This window comes from Leptothoe sp. PORK10 BA2 (genome assembly GCF_034932105.1).
GTDB lineage: Bacteria > Cyanobacteriota > Cyanobacteriia > Phormidesmidales > Phormidesmidaceae > Leptothoe.
The window spans coordinates 42,399-60,030 of record NZ_JAYGIG010000018.1 but is presented as its reverse complement, the minus strand read 5'-3'; the positions used below and the strand labels follow the sequence as shown (position 1 = coordinate 60,030).

At 53.1% G+C, this 17,632-nt stretch carries 11 protein-coding genes; 10 read left to right on the top strand and 1 reads right to left on the bottom strand.

All coding sequences use genetic code 11. From position 1 onward, the window contains the following. Nucleotides 1-280: 280 nt before the first annotated feature. The 3 genes from VB741_RS07335 to VB741_RS07325 all read left to right on the top strand — a co-directional run bounded on the left by VB741_RS07335 (nucleotide 281) and on the right by VB741_RS07325 (nucleotide 7,403). On the top strand, nucleotides 281-2,701 hold the full coding sequence (locus VB741_RS07335) for a filamentous hemagglutinin N-terminal domain-containing protein (RefSeq protein WP_323364508.1): 2,421 nt from the start codon (nucleotides 281-283) through the stop codon (nucleotides 2,699-2,701). Further along, entirely contained in the window at nucleotides 2,691-4,436 is a 1,746-nt protein-coding gene (locus tag VB741_RS07330; protein WP_323364507.1) for a ShlB/FhaC/HecB family hemolysin secretion/activation protein, read from the top strand. Before VB741_RS07335 ends, VB741_RS07330 begins: the two co-directional genes overlap by 11 nt. Nucleotides 4,437-4,499: 63 nt before the next feature. Continuing rightward, nucleotides 4,500-7,403, top strand: coding sequence for a CHAT domain-containing protein (locus VB741_RS07325; RefSeq protein WP_323364506.1), 2,904 nt, complete (start codon nucleotides 4,500-4,502; stop codon nucleotides 7,401-7,403). A 14-nt stretch (nucleotides 7,404-7,417) separates the two neighbouring features. On the opposite strand, the gene VB741_RS07320 is transcribed toward VB741_RS07325, so the two are convergent. Next, nucleotides 7,418-8,818, bottom strand: coding sequence for a hypothetical protein (locus VB741_RS07320; RefSeq protein WP_323364505.1), 1,401 nt, complete (start codon nucleotides 8,816-8,818; stop codon nucleotides 7,418-7,420). Between the two features lie 480 nt (nucleotides 8,819-9,298). Between VB741_RS07320 and VB741_RS07315 the strand changes: the two genes are divergently transcribed. The 7 genes from VB741_RS07315 to VB741_RS07285 all read left to right on the top strand — a co-directional run bounded on the left by VB741_RS07315 (nucleotide 9,299) and on the right by VB741_RS07285 (nucleotide 17,524). Then, nucleotides 9,299-9,964: a response regulator transcription factor gene (locus tag VB741_RS07315; protein WP_323364504.1), complete on the top strand. Its 666-nt coding sequence runs from the start codon at nucleotides 9,299-9,301 to the stop codon at nucleotides 9,962-9,964. Nucleotides 9,965-10,006: 42 nt separating this feature from the next. Continuing rightward, complete coding sequence (locus VB741_RS07310) at nucleotides 10,007-12,010, top strand: sensor histidine kinase (RefSeq protein WP_323364503.1); 2,004 nt, start codon at nucleotides 10,007-10,009, stop codon at nucleotides 12,008-12,010. Between the two features lie 17 nt (nucleotides 12,011-12,027). Further along, nucleotides 12,028-12,837 (top strand): DUF928 domain-containing protein, encoded by an 810-nt coding sequence (locus tag VB741_RS07305; RefSeq protein ID WP_323364502.1) that lies wholly within the window; start codon nucleotides 12,028-12,030, stop codon nucleotides 12,835-12,837. 226 nt (nucleotides 12,838-13,063) lie between these two features. After that, nucleotides 13,064-13,651 (top strand): zinc ribbon domain-containing protein, encoded by a 588-nt coding sequence (locus VB741_RS07300; protein WP_323364501.1) that lies wholly within the window; start codon nucleotides 13,064-13,066, stop codon nucleotides 13,649-13,651. 194 nt (nucleotides 13,652-13,845) lie between these two features. After that, complete coding sequence (locus VB741_RS07295; protein ID WP_323364500.1) at nucleotides 13,846-15,282, top strand: circularly permuted type 2 ATP-grasp protein; 1,437 nt, start codon at nucleotides 13,846-13,848, stop codon at nucleotides 15,280-15,282. An 86-nt stretch (nucleotides 15,283-15,368) separates the two neighbouring features. Further along, entirely contained in the window at nucleotides 15,369-16,319 is a 951-nt protein-coding gene (locus VB741_RS07290; protein ID WP_323364499.1) for an alpha-E domain-containing protein, read from the top strand. Nucleotides 16,320-16,663: 344 nt separating this feature from the next. Then, a complete protein-coding gene (locus tag VB741_RS07285) occupies nucleotides 16,664-17,524 on the top strand; it encodes a transglutaminase family protein (RefSeq protein ID WP_323364498.1) in 861 nt (286 codons plus the stop codon). The last annotated feature ends 108 nt before the right edge of the window (nucleotides 17,525-17,632 follow it).

Here is a 17,632-nt window from a genome sequence, read left to right as displayed (position 1 = left end):
GGATGTTCTGCCGTATTCGCGGTTACCTATCCACTCTACGCAAACAGGGGCATAACGTTCTGGATGCCCTCATGGGATTGTTCTCTGGAAACCCTATAACTCTCCTACCCCAGCCTGAGTAGTTACCATGAATGACTGAAACTTGCTATGGTACACTTCAGTGAATACACGCATTAAATATTTAGAGTACATGCATATTACACACAGCATATGTACTAAGTTTAGTCGCCCATAGATAGAGCTGCATATTGAGTATAGACGGATTCCCTTAGGCAAACATATGACGGCAGGCAATTTTTGTAGTCTAGTTAACCTAGTGGTGGTTGCGATCGCAACCCTACAGCTCCCCGCATTGGCGCAACTGCCCATCCCCGACAGCAGCACGAACACATCAGTGACACCGACTGCCGCCGGGTTTGACATCACCGGGACCACGGTTTTTGGTCAAGACCCTGGCCTAGTCAACCAGTTCCACAGTTTTCAAGACTTTAATGTTCTCAATGGTGCAATCGCTGATTTTATCAAGTTCTCCCCTGACGTAGATAACATAATTACCCGAGTGACCGGGGCCAATGCCTCCACCATAGACGGACTGCTCAGGGCCAACGATGCCAACTTATTTCTAATTAACTCCAATGGTCTAGTCTTTGGCCCCGGTGCCGACCTAGACATTGGCCGCTCATTTTTTGCCGTGACCGCCAGCGACCTACTTTTCTCAGACGGCGTCTTGTTTGACACTACAGAACCGACCCTCAATGAGTTTACCGATGCGGTCCCCCTCGCCTTTAATTTTGACGCCAACAGTGGCCAGATCAATGCCAATGGCAATGTCGGCACAACTATTGAAGTCGAGGTGGAAAGAACCTTGGCCCTGCTGGGAAGCCGAGTCACCCTCACCGACTTTAATCTCTCTGCCCCCACGGGCAGGGTAGAACTACTGGGGCTTGGAGATCAGGCTAACTCCGTCAATCTGACCGTCGTTCCCGTCAATATCAACACTCCAGACCGACAGGCCATTGGGCTGAGTTTTGATACCCCCCTGCAGTCACGGAGTAACGGCATTGTCTCCCTGACCAACAGTACAATCTCTACAACCGCCGATTTTGCCTCAGACTTTAATTCTTCTTTCCTCTTTGACGATACAGAGTTTACATTTAACTCCCTCAACGATGCTGGAGGGATCGTCATTCGGGCCACAGAAGCCATTATTTTAGATCAGCAATCCACCTTAGAAGCCTTGTCCATCGGCCAGGGAAATGCTGGCTTTATCGGGTTACAAACCAGTGCGGCAGGGGAAATCCAGCTGCGAGACGGCAGCATTATCTTTGCCTCCGTGGAGGAAGCGGGCGGTCAGGGTGGGTTTGTATTTCTAGATACCGGTGATTTGACCCTGACGGAGGCATCCCAGGTTCAGACCTCTGTGCGAGATGATGTTGTTTCCCCGGATAGCTTCGCCGGGACGATCTACATTACAGCCACCGGAAACGTATCTTTGATTGGCAGCGATCCGGTTTTGGGGACGTCAATTTTTAGTTCCGTAGGTAACCCCGAGGCCACGAATACCTCAGCCAATGCTGGACTGGTCCTATTGGAGGCCAACGCCCTTGACATTGACGGCCGTGATGGATTTGCGGGGATTACCACCTCTAACAATGGCCAGGGCGGAGCCGGGTTTATCTTTATTGAGGTGGATACGGATGTGATTGTGCGGGGTGAATGGGGCGACATTATTAGCAAAACAACCAGTACCATTCCCAATACCTCCAGCATTAACGGTCAACAACCTGGGGTGATTTTGATTGAGGCTCGACGGGTGGGCCTGCTCAATGGTGGCTCCGTAGCGGTGGACAACCAAGGGACCGGAGAACCGGGTCTAATTGGTATTGAAGCGGATCTGATCGCGGCCAACCGCAGTCTTGAGGGAATTACGGCCCGTAGTACCTCTGGACAAGGCGGCCTGGTTATTTTAGATAGTCAGTTTCTGGCCTTGGCCAACAGTAGTAATGTGGAAACGATTGCGACCACAGATGCTGGCACTAGTGCAGCAAATAATTTACTCAAGGGGATTGCTCTATTTACAGATTTTGAAGTGATTGCGTCACCGTCTGCTGATAACAATATATCTACTAACGCAGATGGGGCAGGCGCTGAGGCCGGTTTTGTTTTCTTTATTTCAGACCCTGGGGTAGCACCTCCTTTTTTAAGGAACATAGCCGTTCGTGATCAGGCCCAGCCCACCAGCAACGATATTACCTTTGATGGCACTGGGGGGGCTACGGATGGGGCCATTCTGGGGGAGTTTAGTGAGTTCTCTTCGTTTCAACCGACGGCAGAACCGGCGCCAGATACGGTTGACCCTTCTAGACTGATTGCCCAAGGCTGTGGGTCTGGCGACCTGACAGCGGCGCAAAATATTGGTGACTTGACCCTGACGGGGCGTGAGGGGTTATCGGCGACACCGGAAGAACAGTTAGCCGGAACCGGGGCTCCAGCAGAATTGGCTAGTCTCGATGACGGGGACTTGGTCCAGGCCGATGCCTGGGTGGCCGCCCAGCCTCAGCCTGCCACCGCCATGGATGATGGTAGCCCTTCTGAGGCCCAAACCTGGCGCTATGGGGGTGATGGCCAGGTGGTTCTAGCCGCCCATGCCGAGCGGACCGATACGGCTGTGTTTCCTGGATTAACCTGCCATGTTTTCTAAATATTTGAGACTGTGGCTGTATGCTCTACCGCTGAGTACCCTGTGTTTTACCCTGCCAGCCAGCGCCCAATCAACCGGGGTAGACCCGCTGACCCCCACCCTTGAGCCTCCGTCAGAAGAGGGGTTTGAGCGGCCAGAGATTTTTGAGCCCATTGCTCCACCGGAAACGTTGTTGGAGAATCAGCCGATTCCAGCGCCGCCGGTACCGGGGCCAGAGATTCCGGAAACGGTTGTAATTAGTGGATTTGAATTTGATGGCAGCACTGTATTTACACCGACGGAGCTGACGGAGGCGGTGAAAGCAGCCCTAGGGACAGAGCTACCGGTGGAACTGTCATTTACGGAGCTTTTTCGGGTGCGGTCGGCCATTACCCAGCTCTACAGCGATGCCGGATATGTGACGTCGGTGGCGATTATTCCACCCCAAGAGTTTTCCCCTGAGGGCGGTACCCTCAAGGTCACTGTAATTGAAGGCGGCTTAGAGGCGATTGAAGTGGTCAGCCCTGGCAGGTTAAATCCTGACTATGTGCGGCGGCGGCTAGAGCGCTTTACCGATACCCCCCTGCGCCTTGAAGATCTGTTGGAGGGGTTACAGTTGCTACAGTTAGACCCGTTGATTCAGCGGGTATCGGCGGAGCTATCGGCAGGCCCGCAGCAGGGTACAAGTTTACTCACGGTCACAGTGGAAGAGACCGATAGTAACTGGTTTGATTTGCGAGCGGACAACTCCCGTTCTCCTAGTGTAGGGACGTTTCAGCAAGAGATCACCTACACTGAAGCCAATCTTTTGGGTAACGGTGAATGGCTCAGTGTGGGCCTAGGGCGGACGGAGGGACTATGGTCCGCCGATGTGGACTATCGTTTTTTTCTGAACCCTCGGGATGGCACCTTAGAGTTTAGCGCTGGGTTTACGGGCAGCGAAGTGCTGGAGGACCCCTTCGAGATTTTAGAGATTGAGTCGGATGCGGCATTTTATGAGGTGACTTGGCGACAGCCGCTGAAGAAAACCCCAACGGAAACATTTGCCTTGGGGTTGACCGCGTCTCGTCAGGGCAGTCGCAGTATCTTTTTAGAAGATTTTTTTGGTGAGGCGGTGAGTTTTCCGACGCGGGGGGCGGATGATGATGGTCGCAGTCGAGTGACGGCCCTACGTTTTTTTCAGGAGTGGGTGAAGCAGGAGCCCCAGCAGGTGCTAGCGGCCAGATCGCAGTTTAGTGTGGGTTTAGATGTCCTCGGGGCCACATCCAGCGCCAGTCCCAACAGTGAGTTTTTTACCTGGCGGGGTCAGGGGCAGTGGCTCTCGTTGTTGGCTCCGGATACGTTGTTGATCCTACAGGGGGATGTGCAACTGGCGGATGGGGCGCTCCTGCCGCTGGAGCAATTTGGCTTGGGGGGAGCGAATACGGTCCGGGGTTATCGTCAGGATTTGTTGCTGGTGGATAATGGAGTGTCGGCCTCGGCGGAGTTGCGCCTACCCCTTTATCGGTCACCAACGCGACGTTCGCTGTTGCAGCTTACCCCCTTTATTGAAGGCGGATTTGGTTGGAATGGGGGTGGGCAGCAAGACCCTGACCCCGACGCCCTGCTGTCGGCGGGGGTAGGTTTGCTGTGGCGATTGGATCACAATCTGACGGCCCGGCTTGATTGGGGTATTCCCTTGCTAGATGGGAATGCCGATGGCGATTCTCTACAGGAAAATGGGATTCACTTTTCGTTCAACTATCGCGCCTTTTAGGTGGTTTGAGTCCAGTGCTGTCCAATGCTTGCCCATGCTGTTAACTGTTGTCAATGAGGAACAATGATGCGATCGCAACACCCCCACTGGCCATGGCTGAGTCGTCCTCGTCGGTTGATCTGTTTAGCCCTGGCTACTACCCTCCTCTGTCTGCTGCTGCCCCCCGTAGTGACAACAGCGACCGCTAGCATGAGCATCCTCCAAGCCCAAAGCAGCACGAGCTTAGACCAGCAAGGGCGGGCCGCCTATGCCGCTGGAGACTATGGTGGCGCAGCAACGGCCTTTAACCAAGCCGCTACCCAGTACCAAACCGAAAATCAGCCCGTGCGGGCCGCCCTCGCCCTCGCCAATCTCTCCTTGAGCCAGCAGCAATTAGGCCAGTGGCCCGAGGCTGAGGCTACGATTGCAGCAGCCCTTGCCCTAGTGCCAGAGGATGCGTCAGCGCCAGCGACCGTTTGGGCCAGTCGAGGGCAGTTGCTGACAATTCAGGCCCGGCTGCGGGTGGCCCAGGGTAATCACAGCGCCGCCGCTGACCTTTGGGGGCAGGCCGCCACCACCTACCAACGGGCCAACCAGCCCCGCGAAACGGCCCAGGCCTACGTCAGTCAGGCCCGGGCCCTGCAGTCCGCTGGCTTCTATGACCGGGCCATAACCCAGGTACAGGCCGCACTGACAGTACAGCCTAGGGATGAAATTACCGATGAAATTATGGTGGATGCCCGCCGCACCTACGGTGATCTGTTGCGGCTCACGGGGCAAAAAGAGGCCGCCAAAGCCCAACTGGACCAAGCGTTAACCCTTGCCCAGGCGCTGGCGTTGCCCTCGGCCATCAGCTCAGTCCATAGCAGCCTGGGCCTCCTGGCTGAAGCTGTGGGCAACCCAGAAGAAGCCCTGACCCAATACCAAGCCGCGGCGGCAGTTTCGGCTGGCACCGCCCCAGAGCCCCTGGGGTTAGCGGCCCAGGTAAGCCAGCTCAAGGTACTCGTCAAGGGCGAAGACTGGGCTCCAGTGGCCGACCTATTGCCGGTCTTGACTGCCCAGTTACAGACCCAGCCCCCTAACCACGAGACCCTTTATCTCCATCTGACCTTTGCCCAAACCTTGTTGGATCTGCGACAGGCCCTGGATAGGGCCCTAGATCAACGACAGGCAACAACCAATGCTCCAGGGAACAAAGTAACCCTAGAAAGCAGTGCAGAGAGGACCAATATCAGTGTGGGCAATGCAGAGATTGGTGGAGCAAACAGTGGCAACATAGAACAACCAGCCGACAGTCTAGTCACCGACGGTCTGTCTGGACCTGGATCGCTAGGGGCAGCAGCTTTAGATGATCCTTTGCTCAGGGTGGTGGACACACTGCCCTCGGGGGAAACCATTGCTAGCCTGCTGCTCACCACCTATCACTCAGCCCAGACAGTACCAGATATCAAAGCCCAAATCTATGCCCTAGGCGGCCTCGGCCAGCTATACAGTCAAACCCAGCAGTGGGATATTGCTCAGCAGCAAACCCTAGCTGCCTTGAGTCTGGCCCAAGGGGCCAACCTACCCGATGTGGAATATCAGCTGCAAGAACAGCTCTGTCAGATTCTCCAAAATACCGATGAACAGAACAGCCACGAGGCGATCAAAGCCTGTCGCGCCGCCGTTAACTCCACTAATTTACTCCGCAATGATTTGGCGGCCAAGGGGGCTGACGCCGCATTTGATTTTCAACAACGGGTGGAACCGATATACCGTAATTTTATCGATTTGTTGCTCCGCACCGATGTTCAGGATGAAGCTTACCAGGACAACCTCAGGGAAGCTCGTCAGGTATTGGAATCCCTACAACTGGCAGAATTAGACAACTTTTTTCGAGAGGCCTGTCTAGAGATTCAAACCGTTAATTTGGATGATGTGATCGATCAAAAAACAGCGGTGATTTACCCAATTATGTTGGAGAATCGCCTAGAAATCCTGCTCAGCCTCCCCGACCAGATTATCCACCACAGTAGTTTAGTCAGTCAGGCAGAGCTAGACACCGTCATCAAAAATTGGGCAGCGGGTATCCAGTTCAAAAAGGCTCTGACTGAGAGCCGCTTGGGCAGTCCAGACTCGGGTCAGAAGACTGAGGAATTAGTTCCCCAGTTCCCCAGTCAAGATATTAGACCCCTATCCCAGCAGCTCTACCAATGGCTAATTCAGCCCCTAGAGGCCGATTTGGCCCTCACCGATGTGGATACGCTGGTGTTTGTTTTGGACGGTAACCTACGCAATGTTTCGATGGCGGCCCTGTACGATGGACAACGCTATCTGATTGAAAAGTATGCTGTGGCCCTCACCCCCGGTTTACAGCTAATCGATCCCAAACCCATTGCTCGCGATTCAATCCAGGCTTTTTTAGCCGGTGTATCCGCAGCCCAGCAAGAGTTTAGCGAGCTGCCGGGGGTGGAGACGGAGCTGACGAGCATTGGTGAAATTGTGGGTAGTAAAGTTCTCCTGAATGAACAGGCGACCAGTACAGCCTTAGAGACGGGGATTGCCACGTCCTCTGCGCCGATTGTGCATTTAGCCACCCATGGTAAATTTGACGAGAACCTCGAAGACACCTTCATTTTGACTTGGCAGGGCAAACTCAATGTCAACCAGCTGAGTCAGCTGCTCAAAACCAGCGAACTGAGCCGAGAGCGGCAGGTGGAACTGCTGATTTTAAGTGCTTGTGAAACCGCAGCGGGCAGCGAGCGCTCGGTGTTGGGACTGGCTGGGGTAGCAACGCGCTCCGGGGCTCGCAGTACCTTAGCGACACTGTGGGCGGTTTATGATACCAGTACATCTGAGCTGATGAGTGAATTTTATCGGCAGCTGACGGCTACGGAACTGACTAAGGCCAAGGCCCTACAGCAGGCTCAATTAAAAATTCTGCATACGCCTGGGTTTCAGCATCCCTTTTACTGGGCGCCCTTTATCTTGCTGGGTAATTGGCTCTAGCCCGGACTGAATGACTAGGCAGCGGCTAGGCTATCCACCACCTCACATAGGGTGATGGCGAGTCTGCTGGCGGGCTGATGTCGCTGGGGGCTTTGGGCTTCGGCGGCGGCTTCGCCGATGATTTGGTCGATGGTCTGGGTGAGAATAGTTTCGATGGCGGGTTTGAGTTCGGTTAAGCGCTGGGCCGATGTGAGCTGGCCAGCGGCTTCGTACACAAAGGTTTTGATGTTGTCGAGGGTGATTTGGTGGATCTGGGTGCGGAGTTCTTTGAGTCTTAGCAGGCGGGTAATTTGCACCTGGTTATTAAAGCTGAGGGCGGGGGAGAACTGTTGGGTCAGGCGAGTTGAGATCGCACCCATGGATAGTCCCTCCTGGTGAAAGAGCCGCACCGCTTCGAGATAGGCCTGGGCCTTGATCCCACTGCGCCGTTGGAGACGGTCCACCTGCTGTTGTAGGGCTTGGTAAATGGCCTGCTGCAGGCAAGATTCCAAATGACTTTGGTACTGTTGAAAAAAGGTTTGCTGCTCATCCGCTTCATCGCTTTCCGGCCCATTGACTGTGCTCACGTAATAGTCAATGGCAAAATTGTCCAGCTCATCTAAGGACACCATATTGCCCAAGGTTTGCATATAACCACTGCGCTTGTAGATCCGATACTGGCGCAGCTGGGTTGCCATCTCCTCCAGCTGCACCAGCACCTGGGCGGGAGACTGGTGGCCCGTTGCTATTTGTCGCAGCTGGTCCGAGGTGGGACATTGGCAACGAATGCCCTGGCTCCGGCGAGTTTTCAACGCTAGCCGGCGGTCGTGGCGATACACCTGGTGATAGCGCTCCAGTAAGGCCTGAGCGGCTTGTCGTTCCGCCAGGGGAAACTGATAAAAACTTTGGAAAATGTGGTCTAGTTGGGCGCTGGTGGTGTCATTCAAAATGGCCCAGTTACTAATGCGATAAAGACCCTGTTCCAAGAGAAAATCATTCAAACTTCGATGGTTCTTGGTGAGGTGAACGGTCCAAGTACTGAGTTTCGCTTTAGTCGGGCAATATGTCTCTAAAATCTCCAAGGTAAAAGGTCGATAGGCATTGAGTAGGCGACCGTTATCATCGAGCACATGGGGCAGCAAATCTGTTGTGTGAAACCCATAATGTTGGCCAAACTGCTGGGCCAGTTGACGGCAGGTGCTATAGATATGGTGGCTCACCCAACAGCGTAAACTGAGTTGGGCCATGGCGGCATCTGGTCCACCAGCTTGCCACCGCTCCACCAAGGTGTCTTGAATATAGCGTTCTGAAGTATCGTTTAACGCGTTCAAAAAACAGTAGCGAAACCAGGTTTCCACCTTGGGCAATGGCTTGCAATAATAGTGACCCGAGCTAGTGATTTTGGCTAACTGCCAGTAGTGAGAGAAGCTATCCATGGTTTTAATGAAGATGCGTGATCAGTTGTCAACGATGAAATCGGCTGCTCTTTATCAGCTAATCTCCCGATGTTGACTAACTTAAAATCTTCAAGCTTTCTAATCACCTACCCTATCGGCAGACTCATACAGCGAAAAGGGCAAGGTTAATTGCAGAAAAGTGCAATTAACCTTGCCCGATTGCGGCTCAGCTGACCCCAGCAGCGGTCCCTGGCCGCTAGCAGCCAGACCCGGCACAGGACCCGACTATGGCGTAGTAGCACCGTGAATAACCTGCAAGTGACCAGTAATATACTCCAGTAGCCGACCATCGATCATCACATCACTTCAGAGGAATTGCCGCACCTCAAGAAAATTTTCCAAATATTACTATCCGATACATTAGAGACTAAGCAAAACAGGAGATACTAAGCAAAACAGGCTGAGCTCAAATGACCTAGTTCAGTTTTGTCCAGTCAGCCCCCCAGCGGAGTCGTTGCCATGACCCACCCAGACGTTCAAGCCCCCACCTTCCTGGTCCTAGACGACCACGCGGCGGTTCTAGCTGGCACCTTCACGGTGCTCCAAACGCGTTACCCCAGCAGTCAAATTACCACCACCAGCACAGTGGCTGAGGCACAAGCGCTGATATCATCTGCCGTGCCAGACCTATTAGTCATGGACTTGTCCATTCCGGCCAAGGCTGGCGATAGCTCCCAGATCCAGAACGGATTAGGGTTTTTAAAGACCTTACTAGCAGACTATCCAAACCTGAATATTGTTGTTCAAAGTGCCCATGTTCAGACCTTGGTCCGCCTCAAGCCCAGCATCAATGCCCACAAGGGCGGTTTAACCATTGCCGATAAGAGTTTGACCAGTGATGAAATGCTCACCAAAGTGGATTGGGCCCTCCAAGGGTTGCTTTACACCCCTCCCGAAATGCGCACGGGACTAGAAGTCAAACCAGAGTGGTTGCAAGTAATTGAGCTAGCCTTTAACCACAGTCTGACAGATAAAGCCATTGCCCAAGAGATGCACGTGGCGGAACGGACCGTCCGCTATTACTGGACCCGAGTGCAAGATGCCCTGCAGGTTTATCCAAACAACAGCATTAATATTCGAGTCCAAACCTATGTTCGGGCTCGGGAAGTTGGACTGTTGGATTAACCCCCTTTCCCCTTGTATTCAGCTGCTATCTATGGGCGTAGTATGGACATTTTCAAATATGGGCGGATTCATCTCCAAGGGTTTGAGTTTTCTGGCCTATCCATCATTGCCACCATCGTACTTTTACGCATTTTGGGTCTTTTACAGACGCTCGAGTGGGATGCCCTAGATTTTGCCCTCCGTCAGCGACCGGCTGAACCCCTTGACCCCAAGGTGACCATCGTAACCATTACGGAAAACGATATTCAGAACTCCCTGAGCTATCCCATTGCCGATCAGTCCTTAGCCACCTTGCTCAGCCAGATTCAAACCTACCAGCCTCGGGTGATTGGGTTAGATATCTTTCGAGATTTTCCCGTTGGGGAAGGATACCCAGCCCTAGAGGACGTCCTGACCACCTCAGACAATATCGTCGGCATTCAAAAGATTACTGAGCCCCTTGTTCCCGGTCCCCCCGCCCTACCCCCGGAGCAAGTGGGGTTTGTGGATGCACCGCTCGATCACGATGGCTTTATTCGTCGCAGTTTGTTGGGCCTCCCCGATGCCGCTGGTAATTATCAGTTTTCATTTACTATCCGCGTCGCCGAACAATACCTCGCCCCAGAAAATCTGATCCTTGAAAACGGAAAACGGGACATGCACACCATGCGTTTTGGCCCCGCTGAGGTGCCCCGGTTTCGGGCCTATACGGGGGGGTACGTGGGCGCAGATGACGCTGGGACTCAAACCTTGCTCCACTTTCGCGCAGGTGCTACCCCATTTACCAAGGTGACCTACAGTGACGTGGTGTCGGCCCAGGTCGACCCTAAATTACTGAAAGATCGGGTGGTGTTAGTCGGGTATGAGGCGATTAGTGCCAAAGACTTTGTCAATGTCGCCTCCCTTTCTGGGGTGAATCCTGGGGTGGTCCCTGGCATAGAGGTTCAGGCCCATGCCATTAGTCAACTGATCAATGCAGCCCTCGAAAATCGAGCATTTCTGCGAGCCCTACCTATTGCCATAGAGTATGTTCTCATTATTTCTGCCGGGCTGTTAGGGCTGGGGCTAGTTCGCATCAGGCTATTTTTACCGCTACATTTCCTCACCATGGCGGGGGTGAGTGGTGCTTGCCTACTCCTATTTTATGGTGCATTACTCAAAGGTCTATGGTTACCCGTCATCCCCATGATGATGGCTTTTACCATTAATGCGTTGGCGTTGTATCCCCTATACCAACAACAGGTTCAGCTGCGCTCTCAGCTCAAACAGCGGGAACAGCTAATCGAACAGCGGGAGTATTTAATTGAATGGACCTTTAGTACCATTCACAACGGTCCCCTCCAAACTCTGGCTCGACTGCTAAAAGCATGGCCAAACAACAATCAATCCCCTAATTTTAACAAGATTGACCTAAAACAGCTCAACCAAGAGTTGCGCGACCTCTATGATGCCATGCGTCAAGAGATGCTCACCCCCGATCCCCATTTGGTGCTCAGCCAGCAGCAGGTGATCAACCTGGATATTTCCCTGGCAGAATTACTGTACGAAGTCTACAACATCACCACCAAGCGTCGGCAAGATTTTTTTCAGCACCTGTTACACATTACAGACTTTCAGACGATAGACGATAGCAGCTTAACCCCAGAGCAAAAACGTGAGCTGGGGCGTTTTCTGGAAGAAGCCCTACTCAACATGTGCAAATATGCTTCAGACATGACACGGCTCACTGTGATCTGTCGCCCCGAAGGAAACCACAACATGATTCGGGTCATGGACAATGGGTCCAGCATTTTGTCCGCCTCCCATTCAACCGGCTACGGTACCCAACAGGCCAAACAGCTAGCCCGGAGCCTCCAAGGTACGTTTGAGCGTCGGTCAGTCAGTCCCAAGGGGCTACAGTGTGAACTGCGCTGGCCCATTGCACCACCGCAGCGTCAGGGTTGGCATTGGTTCCATCAACTCAAACGTCAAATACCGATTAAAGCCCTATTTCTGTTGTCTGAAAATCCTGTTACTCTAGCGATGAATGGGTTCAGGACTATAGCCCTATCTCCCTTGCCCAGCTAACTTCACAGTGATTAACCATGTCCCCACGTCTGGTATCCAATCTGCTTGCCCTCTGTTTTGGTGGCGCGCTTTCTCTCCTGGTGGTTGCCCCCCAGGGTGAGGCATCCCCACTCGACACCACAGGGGGGCAATACTTCCAGCCACCCACGGACACTAGAAGCCTCAGGGGCCCCGTGACCACGACGGGAACCCGTGGCGACCGTTGTTCCAATGGGGAGGATGGGGGACCGGCATTTTCCAGTCTCGGGCCCCGCTCAGTGCCAGGACTCACCACCAGTGTCCGGCCTGAGTTTGTCTGGTATAATGACCATGTGGAAACAGCTTCTCCTGTTCTCTTTCGTTTGTTAGCCATCGATGCAGTGGGTCAATCTAGCATTGTAGAGAGTGCTAATCTCTCTGCTCAACCAGGCTTTATGCGATACCAGCTGCCTGATAGTGCGCCGCCTCTGGAGGTGGGCCAAGACTATCTCTGGCAGGTGATTGTTACCTGTGCCCCTGAGCAGCCATCTAAATTTTTAGCCAATACGCTGTTGTTTCAAGTCGTGAGTCCTACTCCAGAGCTGACAGAGGCCTTGGCCATGGCGACAACGGATGTCGACCGTGCTCAAGCTTACGGCAATGCCGGTATTTGGTATAACGCCCTGGCATTGGTATCACTAGGGACAAACCCAACAGCAGCAGACATCCGAACGGGGTTATTACAAGACCTAGCGAGGCTCGAAAGCAGTGACGAAATTTTTAGCGCCGCTCTCACTGCCATAGCTGAAGAGACGGCTCCCAATGTCTCTTCAGACCTTGTGCCGGACTCTGTTACTCCGGACTTATAAACCTTGTTCACGTCCAGAACTGTAGTTTTTCTGGTGAGGAAACTCAAGGTTTTAACTTGGATGTGGTTTAGTCCATTAAGGGATTAAGAAATGCTGATGTTTTGTCATCTGCTTGCATTAGGGGTGATGATTGCAAGGTAAGCAACTTCCCCCAGCTTTTTAGGCAGCTTGATAGGCCGCTTGGTAGGCAATTTTGCAGGGGCACTGCTGATTTACCAAAATCGCCATGGCATACCTATGTGAACTCAACCCTGGACACCAGGTCTATTTGGACAACCAGGGACATCAGACCATTATTACCACGACCATGGGGCAGCCGGGGCAGCAGCAACAGGCTAGCAGTAGCATGACCACCGGTGGCTGGACCGCCCCACCCCAGGCCTATCAAAGTCCAGGGGGAGCTGTATTTAAGCTATTGACGACCCAAGGGGAGGTCTACATTTCCGTGCATGGTAGCAGCGTCAGTATGACCGGCGCTGTGACGCCTGTTGCCGGAGCACAGCCGCTATCGATGCAACCAACAACAGCTGTGCCAACACCGCCCATGCAGCCCATGCAGCCTATGACCATGGGCAATATGCAGATGACCATGAACCCCATGGAAATGCGCATGGGGACCATGGAGCTGAAAATGGAATCAGCCAGCCAGCCGCCGGCGGCACCACAGGTGAAAACATCAACTTCTGCCACATCAACTTCTGCCACATCGGCCTCTGCCACCTCAGGATCTACACGACAATTTTGCAGCCAGTGTGGCACCAAGGTAGCTCCTGAGGATCGCTTTTGTTCTAACTGTGGTCATGCTCTGGGCTAAGAAGCTTTTGGCATAACTAGGGCTCATTTGTTGAAACGAGGCAAAAACACTTAATTTTCAGTGCATACGGGTGATTGAATCGGTTTTCAGTTACTTAACATTCCATTAAATTTTGTTCAGTATGTATGCATATTTACAATTTAGGGTGCCAATAGCCGTTAATCAATAGATTACATACTTAGAGAACATGGCCAGTGTTTAACACCTACGATCCCGGCGACTTTTATGATGAATTGTTTGTCAGTCGTGGAGTGCCTCGACCAGAGGCAGAGCTGCTGGTAAAGCGCATCAGTGACATTTCCATTGAGGAACTGATGCTGCGGCAACAAATGGCCCAGAACATGTTGTTTAAGCTTGGGGTGACCTTTAACGTTTATAGCGACAACCAAGGAACAGAGCGGATTTTCCCTTTTGACGTGGTGCCTCGGGTGGTGCCCAGCGATGAATGGCAGTGGCTGGAGCGGGGATTAAAACAACGGATTAAAACCTTAAACTGTTTTTTGGATGATATCTATAACGATCAAAAGATTATTAAAGACGGGATTATTGACCGTGAGGTGATTGAGTCGGCAACGGGTTTTTTGTCACCCTGCATCGGTCTGAAACCCCCCAAGGGCATTTGGTGCCACATTACCGGGACCGATTTGGTGCGCGATCGCAACGGCAATTGGTACGTCCTTGAAGACAATCTCCGCTGTCCCTCCGGTGTTTCCTATGTCTTAGAAAACAGACGGGTGATGAAGGACGCTTTCCCAGCCCTGTTTGAATCCCTGAACATTAACCCGGTGGACGCTTATCCGAGTCAGCTATTGGCGTCGCTGTTATATCTTGCCCCGGACGGTGTGCCAGACCCCCAAGTGGTGCTGCTCTCCCCCGGTATTTACAATTCGGCCTATTTTGAGCATTCGTTCTTGGCTCAACAAATGGGGATTGAGCTGGTGGAGGGCCGAGACCTGGTGGTCTCAGACGGCTATTTGCAAATGAAAACCACCCAGGGGTTGCAGCGGGTGGATGTGATTTACCGGCGCATTGATGATGAATTTCTGGACCCGCTCACCTTTCGGGCTGATTCACTCCTAGGGGTGCCGGGGTTGATGGAGGTGTATCGCCAAGGGCGGGTTGCGATCGCAAATGCCCCCGGCACCGGCGTCGCCGACGACAAAATGATCTACAGCTATGTCCCCGCCATGGTGCGCTACTACCTGGACGAAGAACAGATCATCCCCAACGTACCCACCTATCTCTGTGAAAATCTGAAACAACAGGACTATGTGTTAGGCCACTTAGATCAGCTAGTGGTCAAGGCCACCGACGCCTCCGGCGGTTACGGCATGCTGGTGGGACCCCACGCCACCGAGCTAGAGCGAGACACCTTTGCCGATCAGATCAGGGCCAATCCCAGGGGATATATTGCCCAGCCCACCCTATGTCTGTCGCGGGTACCTGTCCTGATCGACAACGAGTTTCAAGGCTGCCATGTGGACCTGCGGCCTTTTATTTTAAACGGAAAAGATATTTACGTTAATCCTGGGGGACTGACGCGGGTGGCCTTAAAGAAAGGGTCCCTGGTGGTTAATTCTTCCCAAGGTGGGGGTAGTAAGGACACCTGGGTGGTGTCGACGAAAAACTAAGGCCGAAAGGCGAAGGGCCGAAAGGCTAAGACCTAGAGGATTATAGTTTGCCTGTTTGATAACAACAGTTTTAGAGAACCTGTCCCATGCTAAGCCGCGTTGCTGATTCTATTTACTGGATGAACCGCTATGTCGAACGGGCGGAAAATGTATCTCGCTTTGTCCAAGTAAACCTACACCTGTTGCTGGATACTCCCATGGCTAGCTTGCAACAGTGGGAGCCGCTGGTGGTGACCACGGGCGATCAGGCCCTGTTCAAAGAGCGCTATGGTGAGGCCACTGCAGAAAATGTTTTGCAGTTTCTCACCTTCGATTCCGAGTATCCCAGCTCCATTCGCTCCTGTGTAAAATCAGCCAGGGAGAATGCCCGTTCCGTCCGGGAGATTATCTCGTCGGAAATGTGGGAACAGCTGAATGAGTTTTATCTCCAGGTGGAAGAGGCGGCTAAGTCCGCCGATCTTTCCAAGCTCTATGAGTTTTACCCGGAGGTGAAAATGGCCAGCCACTTGTTTGCCGGGGTGATGGAGGCCACCATGTCCCATAATGAGGGGTGGCACTTTGGTCGGTTGGGACGTTTCCTCGAACGGGCGGATAAAACAGCCCGTATTTTAGATGTGAAGTATTTTATCTTGCTACCGTCGGTGGAGGCGGTGGGCAGTCCGTTGGACAATCTCCAATGGATTGCCTTACTGCGTTCTGCCAGTGCCTATGAGATGTATCGCAAGTATGAGCACACGCTAAGTCCCAGCGGCGTTGTAGACTTTTTAGTGCTACATCCGGAGTTTCCCCGCTCGATTCGCCGTTGCATCTTGCTAGCGGAACAGTCCCTGAATAAGATTTCCGGAGCACCGGTGGGCAGCTGGCGGTTAAGTAGTGAGCGACAGTTGGGTAAGTTGCGATCGCACCTCGACTACATCACCCTAGAAGAAATCTTTGAAATTGGCCTCCATCAGTTTTTAGATAACCTCCAAGATGACCTGAACCACGTGGGCACTGCCATTGCCGACAACTTCTTTGGGCTACCCACCTTGGTCTAGGGCAGCTTAACTATCCACCACCTCAAATACCCCCATACAACCCTGTTCCGAAATTCCATCCAGGGGATTTGTGATCACGGCCCAGACCCTCTACAAAACAATTGCTAACCGGTCAGCGAAACCACCCCTGAAGCCCATTCTGCCATTTCCACTAGCCTCACGAAACTGCAAAAGACTTGGCCCATGGTCCCGATCCCATTGTGATGACGCCGGACGAGGTTTCTGGGCTGATTGCTACGATTTAATCTAGCAGTGAAGCTGTTTATACCTCCGACTAATGTCACCGAAGACTGGGGGTAGCGCTATGATTTTAGCGCTACCTCCCTCACGCCCCGACTGTCACCATGGTGCTCTATCACATTGCCCATCACACCCAATATCAATATGCTGAACCGGTTCATCTAGGCACCCATATTTTACGGCTGCAGCCTCGGGTGGATGGCAGTCAGCGGCTGCGCCACTTTACCTGTGAGATTTCGCCTACACCTCGCAAATCGATTGACTGGTTAGATTTGGAGGGTAATGTTTGCCGTCAGGTGTGGTTTCCTGATACTGGCATTACCACCTTAACCATTGCCACCCAGGCCGATGTGGAAACCCTGCGGGTTAATCCGTTTGACTACCTATCGCCCGATTGGGCGATTACTGCCCCTTTGGACTATCCCCAGTCCGTGCAGCGGTTGGTTGCGCCCTATTTAGCTGCACCCCAGTTGGATAGTCCCACTGTGGTGGACTGGGCGCAGCAACAGCTCTATCGGGCGGACGGTAATGTGGGCATCTTTTTAACCGGTCTCACCCAGGCAATCTATCAAACCTGTACCTATGAGACCCGTCATGAGGGGCCACCATGGCCTGCGGGAGTGGTGTTGGCAGAGCGGCGGGGTACCTGTCGTGACTTTACGGTATTATTTATGGCGGCCTGTCGGGCGGTGGGACTGGCGGCGCGGTTTGTCAGTGGATATCAGCGGGGGGATGGAGACCAGACCTGCCATGACCTGCATGCTTGGCCTGAGGTGTATGTGCCAGGTGGGGGCTGGCGTGGGTTTGATCCGACGTTGGGGTTGGCGGTAGCGGATGGGCATATTGCGCTGGCGGCGGCGGTGGAACCGGCCTTGGCGGCGGCGGTGACGGGGAACCTAAAGGTAGGGCCTGTGAGTCAGGCGGTACTGGCGGCGGATATTCAGCTGAAGGTATTGGAAGGGTAGTTTTTGTGGGTTGGGGATGGTCAGAGTGGGAGTATATCCCCTCTCGGCAGTAAGGGAGCTTCTTGATCGAGAAGGGGTATCTCTAATAGCGAAGGGGGCTTCCCTTTG